17 protein-coding genes are annotated in these 19,259 nt (G+C 41.8%); 9 read left to right on the plus strand and 8 right to left on the minus strand.

Annotated features, from left to right (window positions below; genetic code table 11):
* Positions 1 to 4: 4 nt before the first annotated feature.
* Genes D7Z94_RS08305 through D7Z94_RS08315 form a run of 3 tightly spaced genes read right to left on the minus strand, consistent with a single transcriptional unit; the run spans position 5 to position 3,051 of the window.
* Positions 5 to 1,636: a PQQ-dependent sugar dehydrogenase gene (locus D7Z94_RS08305; RefSeq protein WP_120711103.1), complete on the minus strand. Its 1,632-nt coding sequence runs from the start codon at positions 1,634 to 1,636 to the stop codon at positions 5 to 7.
* Complete coding sequence (locus D7Z94_RS08310) at positions 1,621 to 2,574, minus strand: sugar phosphate isomerase/epimerase family protein (protein ID WP_120711104.1); 954 nt, start codon at positions 2,572 to 2,574, stop codon at positions 1,621 to 1,623. The genes D7Z94_RS08305 and D7Z94_RS08310 overlap by 16 nt, the downstream gene beginning before the upstream one ends.
* A gap of 3 nt (positions 2,575 to 2,577) precedes the next feature.
* Positions 2,578 to 3,051, minus strand: a complete 474-nt coding sequence (locus D7Z94_RS08315) for a hypothetical protein (RefSeq protein WP_120711105.1) — start codon at positions 3,049 to 3,051, stop codon at positions 2,578 to 2,580.
* 173 nt (positions 3,052 to 3,224) lie between these two features.
* On the opposite strand from D7Z94_RS08315, the gene D7Z94_RS08320 reads away from it, so the two are divergent.
* The 4 genes from D7Z94_RS08320 to D7Z94_RS08335 all read left to right on the plus strand — a co-directional run bounded on the left by D7Z94_RS08320 (position 3,225) and on the right by D7Z94_RS08335 (position 10,357).
* On the plus strand, positions 3,225 to 4,361 hold the full coding sequence (locus D7Z94_RS08320) for a Gfo/Idh/MocA family protein (protein WP_120711106.1): 1,137 nt from the start codon (positions 3,225 to 3,227) through the stop codon (positions 4,359 to 4,361).
* A 354-nt stretch (positions 4,362 to 4,715) separates the two neighbouring features.
* Positions 4,716 to 6,263, plus strand: coding sequence for a PhoX family protein (locus tag D7Z94_RS08325; RefSeq protein WP_120711107.1), 1,548 nt, complete (start codon positions 4,716 to 4,718; stop codon positions 6,261 to 6,263).
* Positions 6,264 to 6,334: 71 nt separating this feature from the next.
* Positions 6,335 to 8,188: a cytochrome-c peroxidase gene (locus tag D7Z94_RS08330; protein ID WP_120711108.1), complete on the plus strand. Its 1,854-nt coding sequence runs from the start codon at positions 6,335 to 6,337 to the stop codon at positions 8,186 to 8,188.
* A gap of 117 nt (positions 8,189 to 8,305) precedes the next feature.
* Positions 8,306 to 10,357, plus strand: coding sequence for a fasciclin domain-containing protein (locus D7Z94_RS08335; protein WP_120711109.1), 2,052 nt, complete (start codon positions 8,306 to 8,308; stop codon positions 10,355 to 10,357).
* Here D7Z94_RS08335 and D7Z94_RS08340 read toward each other — a convergent pair.
* From D7Z94_RS08340 to D7Z94_RS08350, 3 genes are read right to left on the minus strand one after another with little or no spacing between them, the layout of a single operon-like run.
* Complete coding sequence (locus tag D7Z94_RS08340) at positions 10,354 to 11,118, minus strand: TIGR02757 family protein (protein WP_120711110.1); 765 nt, start codon at positions 11,116 to 11,118, stop codon at positions 10,354 to 10,356. The two genes, D7Z94_RS08335 and D7Z94_RS08340, sit on opposite strands and share 4 nt — an antisense overlap.
* The gene (locus D7Z94_RS08345; RefSeq protein ID WP_120711111.1) at positions 11,115 to 11,672 is read right to left on the minus strand and encodes a CPBP family intramembrane glutamic endopeptidase; all 558 of its coding nucleotides are present in this window, start codon (positions 11,670 to 11,672) and stop codon (positions 11,115 to 11,117) included. The genes D7Z94_RS08340 and D7Z94_RS08345 overlap by 4 nt, the downstream gene beginning before the upstream one ends.
* A 46-nt stretch (positions 11,673 to 11,718) precedes the next feature.
* The gene (locus D7Z94_RS08350; RefSeq protein ID WP_120711112.1) at positions 11,719 to 12,405 is read right to left on the minus strand and encodes an ABC transporter ATP-binding protein; all 687 of its coding nucleotides are present in this window, start codon (positions 12,403 to 12,405) and stop codon (positions 11,719 to 11,721) included.
* 220 nt (positions 12,406 to 12,625) lie between these two features.
* On the opposite strand from D7Z94_RS08350, the gene folE reads away from it, so the two are divergent.
* From folE to D7Z94_RS08375, 5 genes are all read left to right on the plus strand, one after another.
* Complete coding sequence (gene folE, locus D7Z94_RS08355; RefSeq protein WP_120711113.1) at positions 12,626 to 13,225, plus strand: GTP cyclohydrolase I FolE; 600 nt, start codon at positions 12,626 to 12,628, stop codon at positions 13,223 to 13,225.
* A gap of 96 nt (positions 13,226 to 13,321) precedes the next feature.
* Positions 13,322 to 13,624, plus strand: a complete 303-nt coding sequence (locus tag D7Z94_RS08360) for a hypothetical protein (protein ID WP_120711114.1) — start codon at positions 13,322 to 13,324, stop codon at positions 13,622 to 13,624.
* A 139-nt stretch (positions 13,625 to 13,763) separates the two neighbouring features.
* On the plus strand, positions 13,764 to 14,984 hold the full coding sequence (locus D7Z94_RS08365; RefSeq protein ID WP_120711115.1) for a sulfite oxidase: 1,221 nt from the start codon (positions 13,764 to 13,766) through the stop codon (positions 14,982 to 14,984).
* On the plus strand, positions 14,984 to 15,451 hold the full coding sequence (locus D7Z94_RS25845; RefSeq protein WP_211341771.1) for a monoheme cytochrome C: 468 nt from the start codon (positions 14,984 to 14,986) through the stop codon (positions 15,449 to 15,451). The genes D7Z94_RS08365 and D7Z94_RS25845 overlap by 1 nt, the downstream gene beginning before the upstream one ends.
* A gap of 38 nt (positions 15,452 to 15,489) precedes the next feature.
* On the plus strand, positions 15,490 to 16,377 hold the full coding sequence (locus tag D7Z94_RS08375; RefSeq protein WP_120711990.1) for a sterol desaturase family protein: 888 nt from the start codon (positions 15,490 to 15,492) through the stop codon (positions 16,375 to 16,377).
* Positions 16,378 to 16,471: 94 nt separating this feature from the next.
* Here the strand turns inward: D7Z94_RS08375 and D7Z94_RS08380 are convergent, their stop codons facing one another.
* Positions 16,472 to 18,874, minus strand: coding sequence for a TonB-dependent receptor (locus tag D7Z94_RS08380; protein ID WP_120711116.1), 2,403 nt, complete (start codon positions 18,872 to 18,874; stop codon positions 16,472 to 16,474).
* 60 nt (positions 18,875 to 18,934) lie between these two features.
* A complete protein-coding gene (locus tag D7Z94_RS08385; protein ID WP_120711117.1) occupies positions 18,935 to 19,237 on the minus strand; it encodes a hypothetical protein in 303 nt (100 codons plus the stop codon).
* Positions 19,238 to 19,259 lie beyond the last annotated feature (22 nt).

Genomic DNA, 19,259 nt, shown 5'->3' on the forward strand with positions numbered 1-19,259 from the left:
TGTATTACTCCAAACCTTTGCGTTGATGTGCGATATCCGCAGCGATAATATTTCCTTTGGTTTTTCCAAATTCCGTTCGAATATAATTTAAAATATCCCTTATTTCGTTATCCTCTAAATTTTTATAGGCAGGCATTTCTCCTTGATAGGAAACACCATTCACTTGTATAGGGTGATTAAGGCCTCCCAAGGTAACATCTATGAGTCTGGCCACGTTGCCGGATACCCATTCACTATCCACCAAAGGTGGAATCTGCCCAACATTTCCCTTGCCATTCGGGGCATGACAGGCAGCACAATGCGTACCATAGAGTTTGGCGCCGTTGTCCAAATCATCATTGGACGTAATAGATCTGTAAATTTCTGGACTTAAACTAATTGCGGTAAGTTCTTCTTTTAATTCGATGGGTTTTTCTAAAGCTGCCAATTGCCGTTGTATACCTTCATCGGCTATTTGTATCTTAATGATACGATCACCATTGGATTTGGGCAAAGAATCATATAACCAAGGCTGATGCCCCTGGTGCCAATCCATATTGCTTGTGGCCAGATAAATCTCACCCTGCTTACCAACCGCTACATCACGCAATCTTCCTAAGAATTTTTGGAAAAAGAGATGCTCTTCATTGATTTTATCACCCTCTGCATTTAATGACAAAACCCGAAAGGAACGACCTTTTAGGGTGGTCAATAGCAAACTGTTTTTCCATTCGGGAATTTGATCACTGTCATAATATTCCAGTCCTGCTGTGGCAATGGTCGGTGTCCATGCCATTAGAGGCTCTTGGGTAACCGAATCCTTGGCATAGGCCTTTTCGTTTTCCAAGTCGATAAAACCATGGATGTCCGGCCAACCATAATTTGAACCTTTTTGTATAAGGTTAACTTCATCATCGTTGTTCGGACCATGCTCGGAAGCATATAGCTTGCCATTCCCAATGGTTATACCGTGAATATTTCTATGACCGGTGCTCCAGGTAGGATTGTTTGGGTATGGATTGTCATCTGGAATACTTCCATCAAGATTGAGGCGCAAAACCTTTCCGTTTAAGGTTTCAATATGCTGAACGGTTCGGGTATCCCCAACATCTCCGGTGCCGATCCATAGCTTGTCCTGAAAAATTAGCATACGACTTCCATTGTGATACGTGTTTCCAGGGATATCCTTTAAAATAAGTTTTGGGTCCACCAGACTGTCCCCTTCCAAAGAATACCGCATAATTTTAGAAGAAATAATATCTAGAAAATTATTGTCCTTTTCTGATACGGTATAATGAACATAAAGGAAAGGATCCGTTTCAAAACTCGGGTGTAGGGCCATACTAAACAATCCTGATGATTTTCGGTAGAATACATCATCCAAAACGGCCAAATTTTGAATTTCGCCGGTGGCAATATCAACTCTATTTATAGTGCCTTTTTGTTCTGTAAAATATAACCATCCATCCGGACCAGGTACCAAATCCCAGGGCACTTCAAGATTTTTGGCCACTTCGGTTACCAGTAATACAGACGAATCCAATTGTACTTGAGCCAAATAATTTTTTCCGTCCCAATTTGGCTTAGGGGGTGTTGAGCAGGCAACGATCAACAGTATACAATAGGTTACGATACCAAATATTAAGCCTCTCCCCATAGTTGTTCTGCTTTTTTCAAGTCTTTTTTCAGGGCGGTGTATACAACTTCTGGAGAGACCGAAATCTCCGATTTTCCATGTGAGGCACCACCCAATGGATATTCTGCATGCAGAATAACCGGAACATTGATCTTATATTCTTTTAAAAGGCTGAAATACTTTTTAAAATCTACCATTCCTTCACCTAAAGGAACGTTTACGACCTTCCAACGACCCCCAACATTTTCCCATTTATAATCTTTTAAAGCGATGGACTTAATGTGGTCCTTAATAAGTCTTAGACCATTTTCCCAAGAAAGACCACCCTCTACCATCGCATGCCTTATGTCATATTGTGCTCCAAAATACTCTTTGTCAGCTCCTTCCAACAGGGTTTTGATTTCCCAAATGGAAGCCCCTACCCAGGTGCCCGAGTGATTCTGATAACAGCCTTTTAAACCTAAGGATCGATTCAACTCACTGAGGGATTTGATGGTCTGTGTATGTTCCTTAAGTGTATCGGGCATGGGTTGGCTTTCATCATATCGGAACCAATTACAACGATAATGGGTGATACCCTGTTGTGAGGCGACCTTTAAGACTTCGGCATCCAAGGGGTCATTTGCATCGTCGATCGCCGTTGTCATCAAATGACAATTTGAACCTCCTTTTTTTATTTCTTCTATCGCCTTGGGTAAATCCTCAGCCACATTTTCCGGAAGAACATGACCTCCAGGTCTAACGGTAAGATCTAGTCCTGCAAAACCCATTTCCGCAGCTTTTTCGCCAGCCGTACGATAGTTTAAAAACTGAAGGTGTTTTGAAAATAGATATACGGGAAACGTATCGTCTAATTTATCCGGTATTTGCGATAAAGTTTGTAGGGGGTGTAAGAAAGGTAGGGCTCCCAAGGCCTGTGTAGTCGTTTTAATGAATTTTCTTCTTGTTGTATTCTCCAATGTTCACTTTTTATAGTATTCGCTTTGTTTCAATTGTTGCTCCTCTGCTTGCTTTAAAGGTAATGCTTTTATCAATCTATTCATTTTGGGTCTTAGCGCAATCATATAGGCTAATAATGAAAGACCTATTACAAGGTACAATGCATTTCCATAGGTATAGTAAATGACCAAAGCAAAAAGGGCAGATCCTTCTAAGAGGGCATATTGTATAAGGGAAGCGGTTTGATATCGGGTTAATTTGGTGGTCAGAGTATCTTTTGGATGAATATTTTGTAGTTGTTTTTGGAACAAAAACTTGCTCAAAAAATAACCTAGAATAGCGATCGTGGGGACAATGTAAACGTATGGGTCTTTGGAATCCGTCCCTACAGTAAAGGAAGGGTTTTGAAAGTAGACGAACAGGGTGAAGGCTATGAGCCCCATGGTTAGAGAACTATGAATAAGCGTAAGGGTCCGCATAAAGGATTTAATCTGCATAAAACGTCTAATAATCGGCCTTCTCGCCGTTTCATATCTTGATAAGTACTAAAATAGTTGTTTTAATCGAAAAGCAATTTCTTTAAGTGCCATTTATAAATTTTACATGAGATAGAATTATTTGGGTGGTTTATTTATATTTTTAAGGCACAAGCAATTGAAACTCAAAAGACATGAATAGAAGAACTTTCAACACCAAATTATCCCAGGGCATAGCCGGAACGGCCCTACTTAGTGGAATTCCCTTAGCCTGTGCCATGGGTGGAGCACAGAATAAAAAGAAATTGGGTATCGCTCTTGTAGGGTTGGGTAGCTATAGTACCTACCAATTGGCCCCTGGGCTTCAGGATGCCGAACATTGTTATTTGGCGGGTATTGTTACAGGCACCCCCGAAAAGGAAAAAGTTTGGATGGAAAAATATGGCATACCCAAGGAAAATGTCTACAACTACGAAAACTTTGATTCAATTGCCAAAAATGATTCCATAGATATTGTATACGTGGTTCTACCGAATAGTATGCATGCTGACTTCAGTATTCGAGCGGCCAGGGCAGGTAAACATGTTATTTGTGAAAAACCCATGGCCATGAATGTGGAGGAATGCGATGCCATTATTGATGCCTGCAAGAAGTCCGGAGTAAAACTAAGTGTGGGGTATCGCATGCAATCGGATCCCTATACCAATGAGATCAAACGACTGGTTAGCGAAAAACCATTTGGGAAAGTGATGTACGTGTCCTCCGATGCCGGCTACATTTCCAGAGGCAATCCGGAGCAATGGCGTTTGGATCGATCGCTATCCGGAGGAGGCGCCTTAATGAATATGGGGGTATATTCCGTGCAGAGCAATATATATGGTGTTGGACTCAATCCCATTTCGATTTCTGCCCAGGAATTCAGCACTCGTCCCGAATACTTCAAGGATACCGATGAATCGATTACTGCCCAAATGGAATTTCCGGATGGGACCGTCGGCCACATGTTCACATCTCATAATGCCAGTGCCAACCGTCTTTTTGTTTCCTTTGAAAAAGGATGGGTGGAACTTAATCCATGTCATAGTTATGGACCAATATCCGGTAGGACATCGGAAGGAAATGAAATTAAGTATCCGCACCAAAGTCAACAAAAAGTACAAATGGATGATTTTGCCAAACATATTCTAATGGGTACCCCAAATGTGGCCCCAGGGGAAATGGGCAAACGGGATATGATCATTGTAGAGGCTATTTACAAATCCATTGCCGAAGGAGGAAAGCGTATGCCCCTGGATTTAGGTGATATGGGAATAGTGAAAAAGAATATTTAACCAAGCAAAGAACCAAATACTTAAAATACCTGAGTTGCTTTTCCATTCTTATGAAATGGAATACTCCGTCGTTGCAATGAATGCAGAACGGTACACCTCTCCTTGTGTCTCAACTCCCCGAGATTTCCTACACATATAACGTCTCTTCCAGGTTTCCTAATCAGTGGGAAACGCTCAATCATTCTCGATAGAGAAATCCTTAATTAGACTTATCCTAAATAGTAACACTAAGTTAACCACTTTAACACAAGGTTAAAGTTATGCTAAAACAATCACCAATCTCAGTTAACATGTTTTGCAAACTCGACCGATACCTTTGATACAGAATAATAACACTAAAAACTTTAAAACAACATGAGAACACTTAAAAATGTATTGCTATGTACCGGAATCATTGCCTTTTCGTCCTGTGACAGATTGGATGATTTCATTGGAGATGGCGGTGGTAGTGATGACGAGCCTATGGGAACAATATTTGAAAACAAATCAAGTTTGGAACCCCTTGTCGCCTTAAAACCCCAATTCAATTTTGTAGATGCATATTCGTTAATTAGCTCAACAGATGTTTTGGAAGATGGCTTTCGATTTGTGGGTGCTGCGGATGGAGCCGGTTTTGTGGCAGATCCAAATAGCGATGGTTACCTGTATTTGGTAAATGCGGAGGACGATTATGCAGTTGCTAGAATAGAATTGGACAAATACTTGACACCAACGGGTGGACAGTGGATGTTGAATTCCGGTGTTGCAGATTTTGCACGCCAGTGTTCGGGAACTATGTGGGAGGCCAATATTCATGGTGGAAGCAGGGATTTATACCTTTCTGCCTCCGAAAGCTTTAACTATGATGTAAAGGGGATAGATCCCTATCAAGCCGTTCCTACACCAACAGCGGATTTTGGATTGGATGCTTTGGGTGAGTTCGCTTGGGAAAACGCCGTACCATTGCCTCAGGGAGCTTACATAGGCAAGACCGTTATTATTGGCGGAGATGATGACTCCAGCGGTTCGGAGGGACAGGTTACCTTGTATTACTCGGAAAATGGTGACGCAGATTTAACCGGGGGAAAAGTGTATGTACTTCGTTTAAAGCAAGTGGATTCCGGAGAGGTAGATGCTGATGGTAATCCTGTCGCCATGGATGTAGAACCTGGTGTACTTTATAATGAAAGCAACTTGGTATTTGGTGAAACCTATGACGTTGAGTTTGTAGAAATTGAAGATGGAGAAGCCTTAACAAAGGATGAAATGGAAGATGCTTGTGTGGCCGTACAAGCTACCGCTTTTATGCGTGTTGAGGATGTGGATTACCAAAAAGGAGATTCCGCTGCTAATAGGAACATATTCTTTGCCGTTACCGGAAGAGGCCCGGGAAGAGGTACCTATAACGATTGGGGTACGGTTTACAAGTTAGAATTGGATGTGGATTCACCGATGAGTGGTAAACTAACCCAGATAATTTCCGGTAATACGGATACCAATAATATGGATGGTAACTTGGCCACTTTACAGAGTCCGGACAACATTACCGTAACCGAAAACTTTGTATATGTTCAAGAAGATCCAAACTCGTTCTCTAGAGGTCACTCGGCGTATATTTATCAGTCCGATTTAAGCGGAAACAATATCAAGGAAGTGTTGGAATTTGTAGTACGTCAGGATTTGGATCCAACTGGAAGTACTGGCTTTAGTGGCGAATATGGTGCTTTGGAAGATATCTCCGATAAAGTTGGGGAACCCAACACGTTTTTATTGAATCTACAGCCTCATTACTGGCAAAGTGATGATTTCAAAAATGTAGATGGGCACAATTTTGAAACACGTCCCGAATTTGAACCAGGTGGTTTCGCAAGGGAGGATAATCAAGGAGGGCAAATCGTTATTCTACGAGGGTTACCCAGATAAGTACAAACGAAGAGAAATAAAGACCTCCATTGCACAATGGAGGTCTTTTCGTTATTCAAAAAATTGCTGAAATGGATAGATTATTGCTTTCAATTTTTATACTGGCAGTTTTTTTTGGGTGCAAACAAAATCCAAAATCAACTGTAGCTTACTTAGCTGAAGACGGAATTGACTGGAAACCCGTACAAGATTATTATTTGGGTCACATTGTAACAGCATATTCCCTGCTGGACACTTTAGACAGTCTTCCCATGACCGGGGATAGAACACAGGAAGTCTTCACGGAAATCAGAAGAGAATTCAAACAGGCCGAACCCTATGCCTCCTACTTGAATCCCGAAGTTGGCCATAGGGCCAATGGACCGGCTTTGCCCATTGTGACCGATGACACACAACGCGTGCTACTGCCAATAGGGTTACAGAAATTGGAGGAGAGTATTTATGATGGTGAGGAGACCGAAGAGCGTTATAAGGAGGAAATTTCAATTATGAAGGGACTTCTTAAAAATCTTATGAATGGCGTAAAGAATCGGGAAGTAACCGCACAACGTTTTTTTATTGCCACCCACCAACAATTGATGCGGATCATTAGTTTAAGTATTTCGGGATTTGATACTCCCGTAAGTTTATTGGGGCTTCAGGAAACCGTAGTTTCCTTGGAAAGTCTAAAAGAGACTTATGAGTTAAGTATTCAACAACTCATTTTGAAAAACGACCCAAAATTGAATGCCAACTTCTTGCAAAACGTAAAAAAAGCACAAAACTTCATAAGCGGGAACCTGGATTTCAATTCCTTTGATCGTTTCACTTTCATACGGGATTACATGAATCCTATTACTCGAAACTGGGTACGGATTAGGAAAACAGCAGATATTTGGGAACCTGTGAACAACAAACCCTTTAATTTTGACGCCCCCACTTTTTTTGAGGACAATTCTTTTAATATCGAGTTTTTTACCCCTCCGATCAATAGAAACCCAACCGATAAAAGAATTGCGCTAGGTAAAAAGTTGTTTTTTGACCCCAACCTCTCAGAAAATGGTAAAATGGCCTGTGTTAGCTGTCATAACCCCGGTAAAGCCTGGGCAGATGGTTTGGTGGTAAATTATGATAAAGATGGAAATCCATTAGAACGAAATACGCCGACATTAATTAATTCCGCCTTTCAAAAGAGCTTCTTTTGGGACGGCCGTTCCCCGAACCTTTTGGACCAGATTACTTCGGTATTCACAAACGACAAAGAGTTTGATAGCTCCGTACATCAATTTTCGACTGAAATTTTGATGGACACCACCTATATTTCCCTTTTTAAGCAAGCGTATGGCGGTATTTCCGGCAGGAATACTGAAATTATCCGTGCTATTTCGTCCTATATTTCAACATTAAATGGCTTCAATTCCAAGTTTGATAGAAACATTAGGGGAGAGGAAGATACATTAACGGAAGAAGAAAAACTGGGCTTCAACTTGTACATGGGCAAGGCACTTTGTGCTACATGCCATTTTATCCCTTTGACCAATGGTACCGTACCGCCATTTTTCAGCGATCATGAAAAAGAAGTAATCGGAGTGCCGGAAACAACGGCGAACCAACAATTGGATGATGATCTGGGGTTTTATTGGCGACACGAACAAAAGCTGGAGGTGCATCGGGGAATGTTCAAAACACCCACAGTTCGTAATGCCGAACTTACCGCTCCCTATATGCACAATGGGGTATACCGGACTTTGGAAGAGGTCATGGATTTCTACAACAAAGGTGGGGGAGGAGGAATGGGCTTCGATTTGGAATATCAGACGCTACCGTTTGAAGAGTTGAATCTGACCCCAAAGGAGCAAAATGCAATCATTGCTTTTATGAAGACATTGACTGACACCAGTGTGCCCCAAGCCGAAGTCTATACCGAACCTGACAATACCTTGTAATCTATTTTGAAAAACAGCACCAAAAATTAAAGAATACCTAACATATAGTTAAAGCTTGATTGACATTAAAGGGTCGGTAAACCCTTAATTTCAAGGAAAATTTAAGAACACTGAAAAATGAAAAGAACCCACACAATTTCTAATCCCTGGCGCTTAGCAATCCCTCTATTTTTATCCCTTCTGGTTTTTGCATGTAGCAAAAATGATGATGATCCGGTTGACTCGGACGGTAATGGGGATGCAATGAATGATGGGGAAAATCAAGAAGAGACCTTGCCCAATCTTGTAGAACTCGCTCAATCCGTGGATGTTTTGGAATATTTGGTGGAGGCTTTGGGGCAAGCTGATGCAGGTTTGGTAGAAGCACTTTCGGAAGAGGGCACAAACACGGTTTTTGCGCCGACCAATGATGCTTTTAAGGCACTATTGAGCCAGTTGGAAGGATTTGAAAAATTGGAGGATTTTGATGAAGCGGCCGAAAAGGAACTATTGGCCGAAATCTTAAAATACCATGTAGTCGGGGGTACTTCGGCATTTTCCGACGCACTTTCGGACGGTACGGTCTTGGAAACCCTTCAAACAGAGGAATTAACCATCAAAGTTGATGCCACCGTACTTGTTCAGGATAAGACCGATGAGGATGCAGAAGTAGTAGGGGCCGATAATGAAGCTTCCAACGGTGTGGTGCACATTGTTGATAAAGTCCTTTTGCCACAAGCAGTACTAGATCAATTGTACCCCAAACCTTCCCTAGTGGAATTGGTCAGCGAGACGGATGACTTATCCCTGCTTCGAGATGCCTTAGTAAAAGCCAATTTGGTTGATGCCCTTAATGCAGAAGGACCGTTTACGGTGTTTGCACCATCCAACACTGCCATAGAGGAACTATTTGATCTCTTGGGTGACGATTATAACAGCTTTGATGATTTTGACAATAGTATTGAACTTCAAATACTGGAACAAATCTTGCTATACCATGTAGTAATGGGGAATATCACTTCCGACGAATTAGCTCCGGGGATGGTTCCTACATTGTTTACGGATAACAGTATTGAGGTAATTGCTTCTGGAGAGACCTTTGTCATTGGGGATGCCTCGGATACCGACGCCAATATAATCGAGGTGGATAAGGAGGCGTCCAATGGCATTGTCCATAGTATTGATAAAATTCTCATTCCCCAAGAAATATATGATTTACTGGGTCTTTCAGGAGATAACAGCGCCAAGAATATTGCCGAATTGGTAGAGGAAACCGAAGGCTTTTCCTTTTTAAAAGAGGCTTTGGAACTCACTGGACTTTTAGAAACTTTGGGACAAGACGGACCGTTCACGGTTTTTGCTCCTTCGGACGATGCGCTTTTTGGGTTATTGGCGTTTTTAGGAGAGGGTTTGAGCGGGATAGAGGACTTTGATTCCGAATTTGAAATAAACCTATTGCGCGAGGTGCTATTGTATCATGTGCTTCCCGGAATTGTCACTTCAGCTGATCTTGGAATCAGCACCGCGGATACCTTGTCCGAAGGAAATTCCCTGGAAATCGTTGCTACTGATGGGGGATTTGGATTGGTCGATGCCACAGGTTTTCCAGTGAATTTCATTACCACCGATATTCCGGCACAAAACGGTGTTATACATACCATAGACCGGGTTCTTGTGCCACAGTCTGTTGTCGAAACAATTGCCACAGAGGCCACCAAGGCTGTACTGGCTTTTGTTGATTCCTTGGATTTAGATCAAGATGATTTGGACTATGCACAATGTCTGTTGGTCCGTTATCATGAACTTTCCCAGGAAGTGTTGCATGAAGAATTCACATTTTTCCTACCTACCAATCAGGCCTTTTTGAATCTTTTCGCTTCTTTGGACGGTTATGATTCCCTGGCAGATTTTGACACCGCCGAGGACTTAGAAATCTTGGCGACTATCTTGTCCTATCATTTTATTGAGGGTACAAAATTGACTTCAGGACAGTTAAGCAACGGTCAGACCGCTACTACCTTACAGGGGGAGGAATTGATAATCAATGTAAATGGCGGCGTATCCATTTTGGACAAGACCGGTAATCCCGCCAATGTAACTTCTCCGGATGCAGAAGTATTGAACGGGGTTATCCACATCATAGACAAGGTTTTGTTGCCCCAAGAAATTTTAGAAGCCCTTTCGTCCTAAAACTTTTCAAAGACCCCTAGTCCAAAAAGCGCGAAATCATATTTCACGGGATCTAGGGGATCCAACCCGCGGAGGTTTTGATCCAATTCAAAAACGGCTTTTGCATTATTTTGTTTACGGGTCAATAGCCCCAGTTTCCGGGCCACATTGCCGGAATGCACATCCAAAGGACAGGACAACTGTGACGGACTTAGGGTTTTCCATAACCCAAAATCTACTCCTGTACTATTGTTCCTCACCATCCATCTAAGGAACATATTAATGCGCTTTGCGGCGGAACCCTTTTTAGGATCGCTAATGTGTTTTGTGGTTCGGTTTAGATGGGGGAGTTCAAAGAAAACCTGTTTCAAAGCGGATATGGCCGATTGCAGTGAATCTGGTCCGGCACTTTTGACGAATATACTTTCGAGCCCACCATATTGCCGATAGATATTTTGAAGACCCCTTATGAAATAGATGAAATCAGTTCCGTTGAAGGTCCTATGGACAAAACCGGATAGCTTTTCCAAATCATCTTCTTGGTGATTCTTTACAAAGTCGGCCGGGGCATTGTCAAGAAGCTCCATCATCGTGGTGGCGTTGTTGATGATACTTTTACGATTTCCCCAAGCTATTGTCGCCGTTAGGAACCCACAGATTTCAATATCCTCCTTCCGAGAGAATCTATGGGGGATTTGAAGGGGATCTGTTTCCAAAAATCGAGGGTGGTTATAGTAATCCACCTTGGTATCCAAAAACTCCTTTAATTCGGTTTTGTTCATTCTAAAGGGATGTCAAGCGTTTTATATAGCAGCACTGGCACCACTAAAATCAGGTTATAACAAGCGTGTAGTGCTATTGCCCAAACGAGGCCAAATCGTATTCGAATATATCCTAAAATAGTGCCCACAACCAATTGGGGCGCGACAAGAACAGGCGCAAGTAAAATGGTGGTCTGGCGCATTTCAAAATTGGTTATATGATAGAACCCAAAAGTCAGTGTAAAGGCATAGAATATCAAAGGAAACGTTCTTTTTTGTTTAAAAAGGCTCAAAGGTGCCCTGAAAATAAGTTCTTCCAGAACAGGGGCTACCATTACAGCTCCTAGCAATACCAGCAAAAGAGAATAGCGTTCAAAGAAATTATCAACCGCATGTTTTCCAAAATCCAGGTCAAAAATAACCTGAATTCCACCGATCAACCAACCTAGGATAAAACTAACGGCAAGGGAAAGGCCCAATAACTGAAAGAATACGCCAGCCCGATACTTAAAATCCCTGTTTTCATCCGTTCGGTACGTGGGATACTTTAAGAAGATGAGAAGTTCGAGGAGCATAGAAAATCAATTGGGTCGGGATTTTGGGCAATCGACCTGTGTTCACTTATTCTGAAAGCACAGCTTTTTGGGAATCTGTTATCCGCCCATCCACCATAGTAAGTTTGCGATCGGCCATATCCGCAAGTTCCTTGTTATGGGTAACGATTACAAAGGTCTGCCCAAATTTATCGCGAAGCTCAAAAAATAATTTGTGCAGATTATCCGCACTTTCCGAATCCAAGTTTCCACTGGGCTCATCCGCAAAAATAATGGACGGGTCATTAACAAGGGCCCTGGCTACGGCCACACGCTGTTGCTCGCCTCCAGAAAGTTCATTCGGTTTATGATGGTATCTGTCGGAAAGTCCAAGAAAATCCAAAAGTTCTTTGGCTTTTTTTTCGGCTGTGGCCTTGGGCGTGTTTTTAATGAATGCCGGAATACAAACGTTTTCAATCGCGGTAAACTCGGGAAGGAGTTGATGAAACTGAAAAATAAAACCAATATGTTCATTACGGAATTTGGCCAGTTCCTTATCCGAAAGGTTTGTGGTGTCCACCCCATTGATTAAGAGTTCGCTGTCCTTCTTGTTGGATTGCTCGTCCAAAGTCCCCAATATTTGCAATAATGTCGTTTTACCTGCACCGGAGGCACCCACTATGGAAACAATTTCGCCTTTATGTATGCTAATATCAACTCCTTTTAAAACTTGGAGTTTCCCATAAGACTTTTGAATTTGGACGGCTTTGATCATGTATAACATCTTAACACTGCTCGAAAGTAAACATTAACCCTAACAATGCAAAAGCCGGAGAAACTTAATAAAGAAGCTTTCGAACTACGAAGAGGACATTAGTTGGCAGAACTTTTTATTTTTGGTACGCTAATAATACGTTAATTTGCGGTTTTAGACTTATAAAAAATGGTTTTGTTCATACTTTTGAAAATAGTATTGAACAAAAATAAATAAAGCTATGGCACCTTATCAAAATTTAGAGGAATACAACTTGGAAATCACAAACGATGTTAAAGAGCGTTTTTCCAAGATTATTTCGGAAATCGGCGAGGATGTCGATCGTGAAGGTCTGGTAAAAACCCCGGAAAGGGCGGCCAAGGCCATGTTGTTCCTCACCCAAGGTTACAAACAGGATGCGGCTGCTATTCTTAAGAGTGCCATGTTCAAGGAATCCTATAACGAAATGGTTATTGTAAAGGACATCGAAATCTACTCGTTATGTGAGCATCATATGCTTCCCTTTTTTGGGAAGGCGCATATTGCCTATATTCCTAATGGGCATATTGTTGGCTTGAGCAAGCTTCCTCGAATCGTGGATGTTTTTGCACGTAGGCTACAGGTCCAGGAGCGTCTCACCGAACAGGTTTTGGATTGTATTAATGATACCTTAAAACCCCAGGGAGTGGCTGTTGTTATCGAGGCCGCCCATATGTGTATGATGATGCGAGGAGTCCAAAAACAAAACTCGGTTACCACTACTTCCGGGTTTCGGGGATCCTTTAAGAATGAGGAAACTAGGAACGAGTTCTTAAAACTGATCAGTTCCAGTCTTTCCTGATATATAGCCTGACCTCAAAAACAAAATGGCTTTTTGGAACTACATTTTCCTTGGCATCCTTATTGCTTTAGAGTAAGTAATGTTTATTTTTAAGTCATGTCAAAAACCAAGGATAAAAAATACAATACACTACTTTTAGGATTACTATTTGATGGTATAGGAATGCTTTCGTTTACCATACCCTTGATCGGTGATTTCACCGATATTATTTGGGCTCCAATTTCCGCTTGGCTTATGACCCGGATATACAAGGGGAAAATTGGCCAGGCTGCTGCCGTATTCAATTTTGTGGAGGAAATAGTACCTGGAATGGATATTATTCCCTCATTTACCATCATGTGGTTTTACACTTATGTTTTTAAAGGAAAGGGGAAACGAAAGGTAATTGAAACCAAATAAAGGAAATAATGTTCTACCAATCCAATGTTAAGTAAAGATAGGCATTTCTTCTACATATATTGACGCCATGATGTAATCCAGGTTACCTTTCCCAACGGTAAAAATCCTAACTTTAGGCATTCCGAAATAAAATGAATCCATGAATAGGAGAAAGTTTGTTAAAAAGACCACTTTGGCCGCAATGACAGGAATTGTAGGCGGGGATATTGTTTTCGGTTCGGTTATGCCGAAAGGGTATCAACCACTTTCGTTTCAGGACCCGGATCCTTTTAAGCTATTCGATAAGGACAGTGCAATGGTAGTTTTGAACGACAAACCCTGGAATATGGAAGCACAAGCCCATTTACTGGATGATAAGGTAACTCCTTCCAAATACATGTTTATTCGCAACAATGGATTGATTCCGGAGGACGTTGATGTAGAAAATTGGGTTTTAACGGTGGATGGAGAATCGGTCAAACAAATCAAAAGTTACTCCTTACAGGATTTGAAATCCAAATTCCAGCATCATACCTATCAATTGACCTTGGAATGCGGGGGAAATGGAAGAAGTGAATTCAATCCCCCGGCAAAGGGAAATCAATGGACCATTGGTGCTGTTTCCTGTGCTGAATGGACGGGGGTAAGGCTTAGGGATGTTCTGAAAGATGTTGGTATAAAGGATGACGCGGTGTATTTGGGATATCATGCGGCCGATATTCATTTAAGCCGAAATCCAGAAAAAGAACCAATTTCAAGAGGTGTGCCTATTCGCAAGGCAATGCAGGACGAGACACTATTGGCCTTTGCCATGAACGGAAAGGATATTCCTTTGGTTCACGGTTATCCGCTGCGTTTGGTAGCAGGTGGATGGCCGGCTTCCACCTCAGGTAAATGGATAAACCGTTTAAGTATTAGAAATATAGTACATGACGGCCCCAAAATGGGAGGTAGCTCGTATAGGGTTCCTTGCAGTCCAGTAGCACCGGGTGCAAAAGTGGCCGATGGAGATATGTGCATCATTGAGTCCATGCCTATAAAATCATTGATCACCTACCCAAAATCCGGGGCAATGATTTCCGAAGGAAAAAAATTGAATATCCGAGGCCATGCTTGGGCGGGGGAATTGGAAGTAAAAAAAATGGAATACTCCATTGACTTTGGATCCACTTGGAAAACCTGTATTTTGGAAAATCCTATAAATCGGCTGGCATGGCAGCATTTTTCTGCAAACATCGATTTCCCAAAAAAGGGTTACTATGAGATATGGGCCAGGGCTACGGATTCCAAAGGTACTTCCCAGCCCATGCTGCTCCCGGGTTGGAATCCAAAGGGTTATCTGAACAACGCTTGTCATAGGATTGCCATAAAAGTGATTTGATGGGAAATGCGCATAAAACATATAGAAAGCGTGCTCGAAGACTCTATCGTATATTGATTGTTATTAGTGTTATGGCCCTCATTACTGCTATTGCCGCATTCTACCTTTATGAGGATGAAAATGCATCAAAAGACAATCCTGAATATTCTGATCCTACGGAGGCAAGGGAAGTAGACCAATTGGAAAAAAGTATTGATTCGGTTTCAGGCTTTATTCAAGCACCGGGTTTGCGGGAGACGATTATAAATTGCACCCCTTGTCATTCGGCACAACTTGTAACCCAAAACCGTATGACCAAAGAAGGTTGGCTCTCCACCATCCGTTGGATGCAAAAGACCCAAAACCTATGGGATTTGGGTGAGAACGAACCCATTATTTTAGAATATCTAGCCACTAATTATGCTCCGGTGGAAAAGGGTAGGAGGGAAAATTTGGAAGTTACGGAATGGTATGTATTGGAAGAATAAATAAACCCGGTTGAACCGTTGGCTACATGATCAACAGTATGGCAAAGTATGGAGATGCATTTATAAACTCCTTTTTGGGAACTCTGGAATGGACCTGGAAATCCATTAAATTTGAAGTTCCCTGGTATACCAATTTCTTTTGGGGTATAATCGTTATATCCCTTTTAGTATGGCTACTTGAGATTCTATTTCCTTGGCGTAAAGAGCAATCCATTTTCAGAAAGGATTTTTGGTTGGATGCTTTTTATATCTTTTTCAACTTTTTTGTTTTTTCTATTGCTATAAGTGGATTTTATAAAGTACTGGAATTGATTTTTATAGACTTAGGAATTTCAATTAAAGATTTAACTGTATTTCATTTAAATGCCTTGCCCTTATGGGCCCAATTATTGATCTTTTTCGTTGTATTGGATTTTGTGCAATGGTTTACCCATATCCTTTTGCACAGGTATAGCTTTCTATGGCAATTCCATAAAATACACCATAGCGTCAAGGAAATGGGTTTCGCGGCCCATATGCGATATCATTGGATGGAGAACATTCTATACAAGCCTTTAAAAACTTTTGGGATAATGGTTTTAGGCGGTTTTGAGCCGGAACAAGCATATATCGTCCATTTCGCTGCTATTAGTATCGGTCACTTAAACCATGCCAACATAAAACTAACCTGGGGCCCCTTAAAGTATGTCTTCAACAATCCGGTTATGCATTTGTATCATCATGCCTATACCTTGCCTGCGGGCAAATACGGAGTGAATTTTGGGATTAGCCTAAGTATATGGGATTACCTCTTTAAGAGCAATTACGTCCCTGAGGATAGTGGATCGATACCCTTGGGGTTTGTGGGAGACGAGAATATACCCAAGGGATTTTTGGGTCAGTTCCTATATGGATTCTTTGGACGAAAAAACCGTGAGAAAGACTAGCAACACCTATTGTTCTGCCTTGGCACATGTCTTTGGAACAGGAAATAGAGCCGTTTGTGTACTAACAAACAGGAAAAAATTGAAACGCTGTGGATCAATAGTTTAGTTTCAATTGCAAAATGAAATTTCGGCCTAAATCGTCAGCGAAAAAACGCTGACGATTTAGGTAATCCCTATAATTGGTATTCAATACATTGTTTATCGTAAGCCCCGTGGTGAGTTTGGTAGACTTCCCAAGAGGAAATTCTATTTTCGAATTGAGGGCTAAAATATGGTAAGCTTCTGGAGGCGTATTTATTTCCAGTAACAGCTCTTGTTGTTGTTCCGGAGAGAAAACCATGATATTCGGTGGAAACTCGTTTTGCCGGAATACATAATTGCTTTCCAGGGAAATTTCAAAATCCCGCCATTCCGGTTGGGTAAACTTTAGCTTGTTCCTAAAATTGGCCGCTGGTATATTGATAAGGGCCAAATCGTTTTCCATATCCTTGCCTTTGACCAAGGAAAATTGATGTTCCGATCTCCAATGGTCGGTCCAATCCACATATGCACTAGCGTCAAGTCCCAATAATCTAGCATTGGTCTGGCGATAGCCCCACACCGGAAATGCACCTCGTATGGTAAACTCTACTCCGTTGGGTTCCAGTAGAATAAAATTCCTAATGTAATTGACATAGGGTTCCAGGGTGAAGCCCCAACGCTCAAAATCCCTTTCCAGGGACATAGAAAGTTTATGCGACGTTTCACTATCGATTCTCAAATCGCCCAACTCAATCCTCGCTGCGGAATGATGTAAGCCATCACTGAACAGTTCCGAAGGATTGGGCGCACGTTGTGAAAGGGCGTAGTTAAACCGAAAAACATTTTGATTTCCGCCAAAGTATTGTAGACCGGTTGTGGCCGAAAAGTTGTGATAGTCAAACACGGGATTGGTAAGTATTTGATTGCCTGCATTTTCAACGATAAAATCCGGGAATTCCTGATCGTATCCCCTTTCTTCCCAGCGAGATGTCTGATAGAATTTTTGGGCATCGATTCTTGTATAATCGTAACGGAGGCCGGCATCAAGCATTACCTTATCCGTAATTTGGTATTCACCGATCAAAAAACAACCTAGATCATACTTTTCATAATCGGGTATCAAACGTCTGACCCCGGTATCCGGATTGGCAAAATTATCCTGATATCTACCCAAAACCCCAACGTGCAATTGAGACTTGCGTTTTGCATCCCATTTAAAATCTGCACCCACGGTATGCGTTGTCAATTCCAAGTCAATGGAAGCCCTATCATCCGACTCACCACGGCGTACATCAAATTCAAATCTACGGTTTACTTGGACATCGTATTGAAAATTTAATTTCCCCAGTCCCTCAAAACGTTTGTAGAACTTTAATTTCCCTAAATGGTGGAAGACTTCTTGTCTTGGATTTTGAAGATCGTAGGTAAAGGGCCTTATGATTTCTGGTTCGCCACTATTTATGCCCCGTATTAAATCATCGACATTACCAATATGGGATGCCCTAAGGATAGCAATTTCTGCATTATAATAAGAGTAGTTTACGTCCCAACCCCAAGTGAACAATTGCTTTCCAAACCGAAGGGATGCACCTACTTCCCGTATACCGGTGTTAGATAGGATATAGTCTGGAGCTTCCTGATCACCTAGGAGTTTGTAGGAACCTTGTCCCTTTAGAAACCAACCTTTATCAAAGACCTTGGTTAGCTCCGAAGTGATATTACCACCCCTGCCATTGGATAATCCGTTCAACAGTGTTTTCCCAAAAAGGGTGTCCTTTGCAGGAATCCGAGCCTGTTCCATAAGAATTACGCCACCAATGGCATCGCCTCCATATTGCAGAGCCGCAGCACCCTTGATCACGGAAATGGAACCGGAAGAATTGATATCTACATTTGGTGCATGCTCATCCCCCCATTCCATGTCCTGCATACGAACCCCATTGTTCAAGATTAAAACACGGCTTCCATTTAGTCCGTGTATGGCCGGTTTTACGATGTTGGCCCCGGTGTTCAAAGAGGAGACCCCTCCCAGCTGCCTTAATGCATCCCCCAAACTTTGGCTACTGAACTGATCAAGGGTTTGTTGCCTTAAAACCTCTTCCTGCGCGGAATTCGTCTTGTTGATGATGGCATCCCCTACCACTTTTACCTCATCCAGCTCTTCCAGATGATGCTCCAGTTTAACGTCCAGGACTGTATTGGCTTTATTGATGTCTACCCTAATAAATTGGGTAACACAGGCTTCATGGGATACCTCTAATTCCAGCGATCCCATACAAAGTGAATTCAATTGATACCGTCCTTCATTATCGGTGTAGGTTATGCTCGTATCACCTGAAATTTGAACCATGGCTCCCACCAGGGGCATACCGTCATGAAAATCAATAACCGTACCTGATAGGGTATTAGAGCAATCCTGCGCCACTATTTTAAAGAATGATACTGTAATTAACAGTACCGTAAACAAAAGTCTCATGAGTAATCCATATCGTTTAGAAATGACTTCGACCAAATAGAAAGGGAAGCTTTAGTGAATCTAAACCATACCTGGTGGAGGCCTACCGTATTCTTTTGCTAAAACACCTTTTAAAATGGGTGAAATATAGGAATTATAATTAGGCTTATCCAAGAAGAAGTCAAAATTGGATATATCCAAATTAAGCGATAGGGGCGAGACCAACTCGTTATTTTCATTTTCGATCGCTAACTCACAGTGTTCACAGGTCTCAATTTGGTCATGACCGTCCTCTGCATGGGAATACACATGTATAGCAGATACCTTAATAAACAATAAGGCCGCAAAAAAAGCGAATAACCAAATATTATAATCCCTGGCCATAATCGACAAAATTAATCCAATG

This window comes from Ulvibacterium marinum (assembly GCF_003626755.1).
Classification (GTDB): domain Bacteria; phylum Bacteroidota; class Bacteroidia; order Flavobacteriales; family Flavobacteriaceae; genus Ulvibacterium; species Ulvibacterium marinum.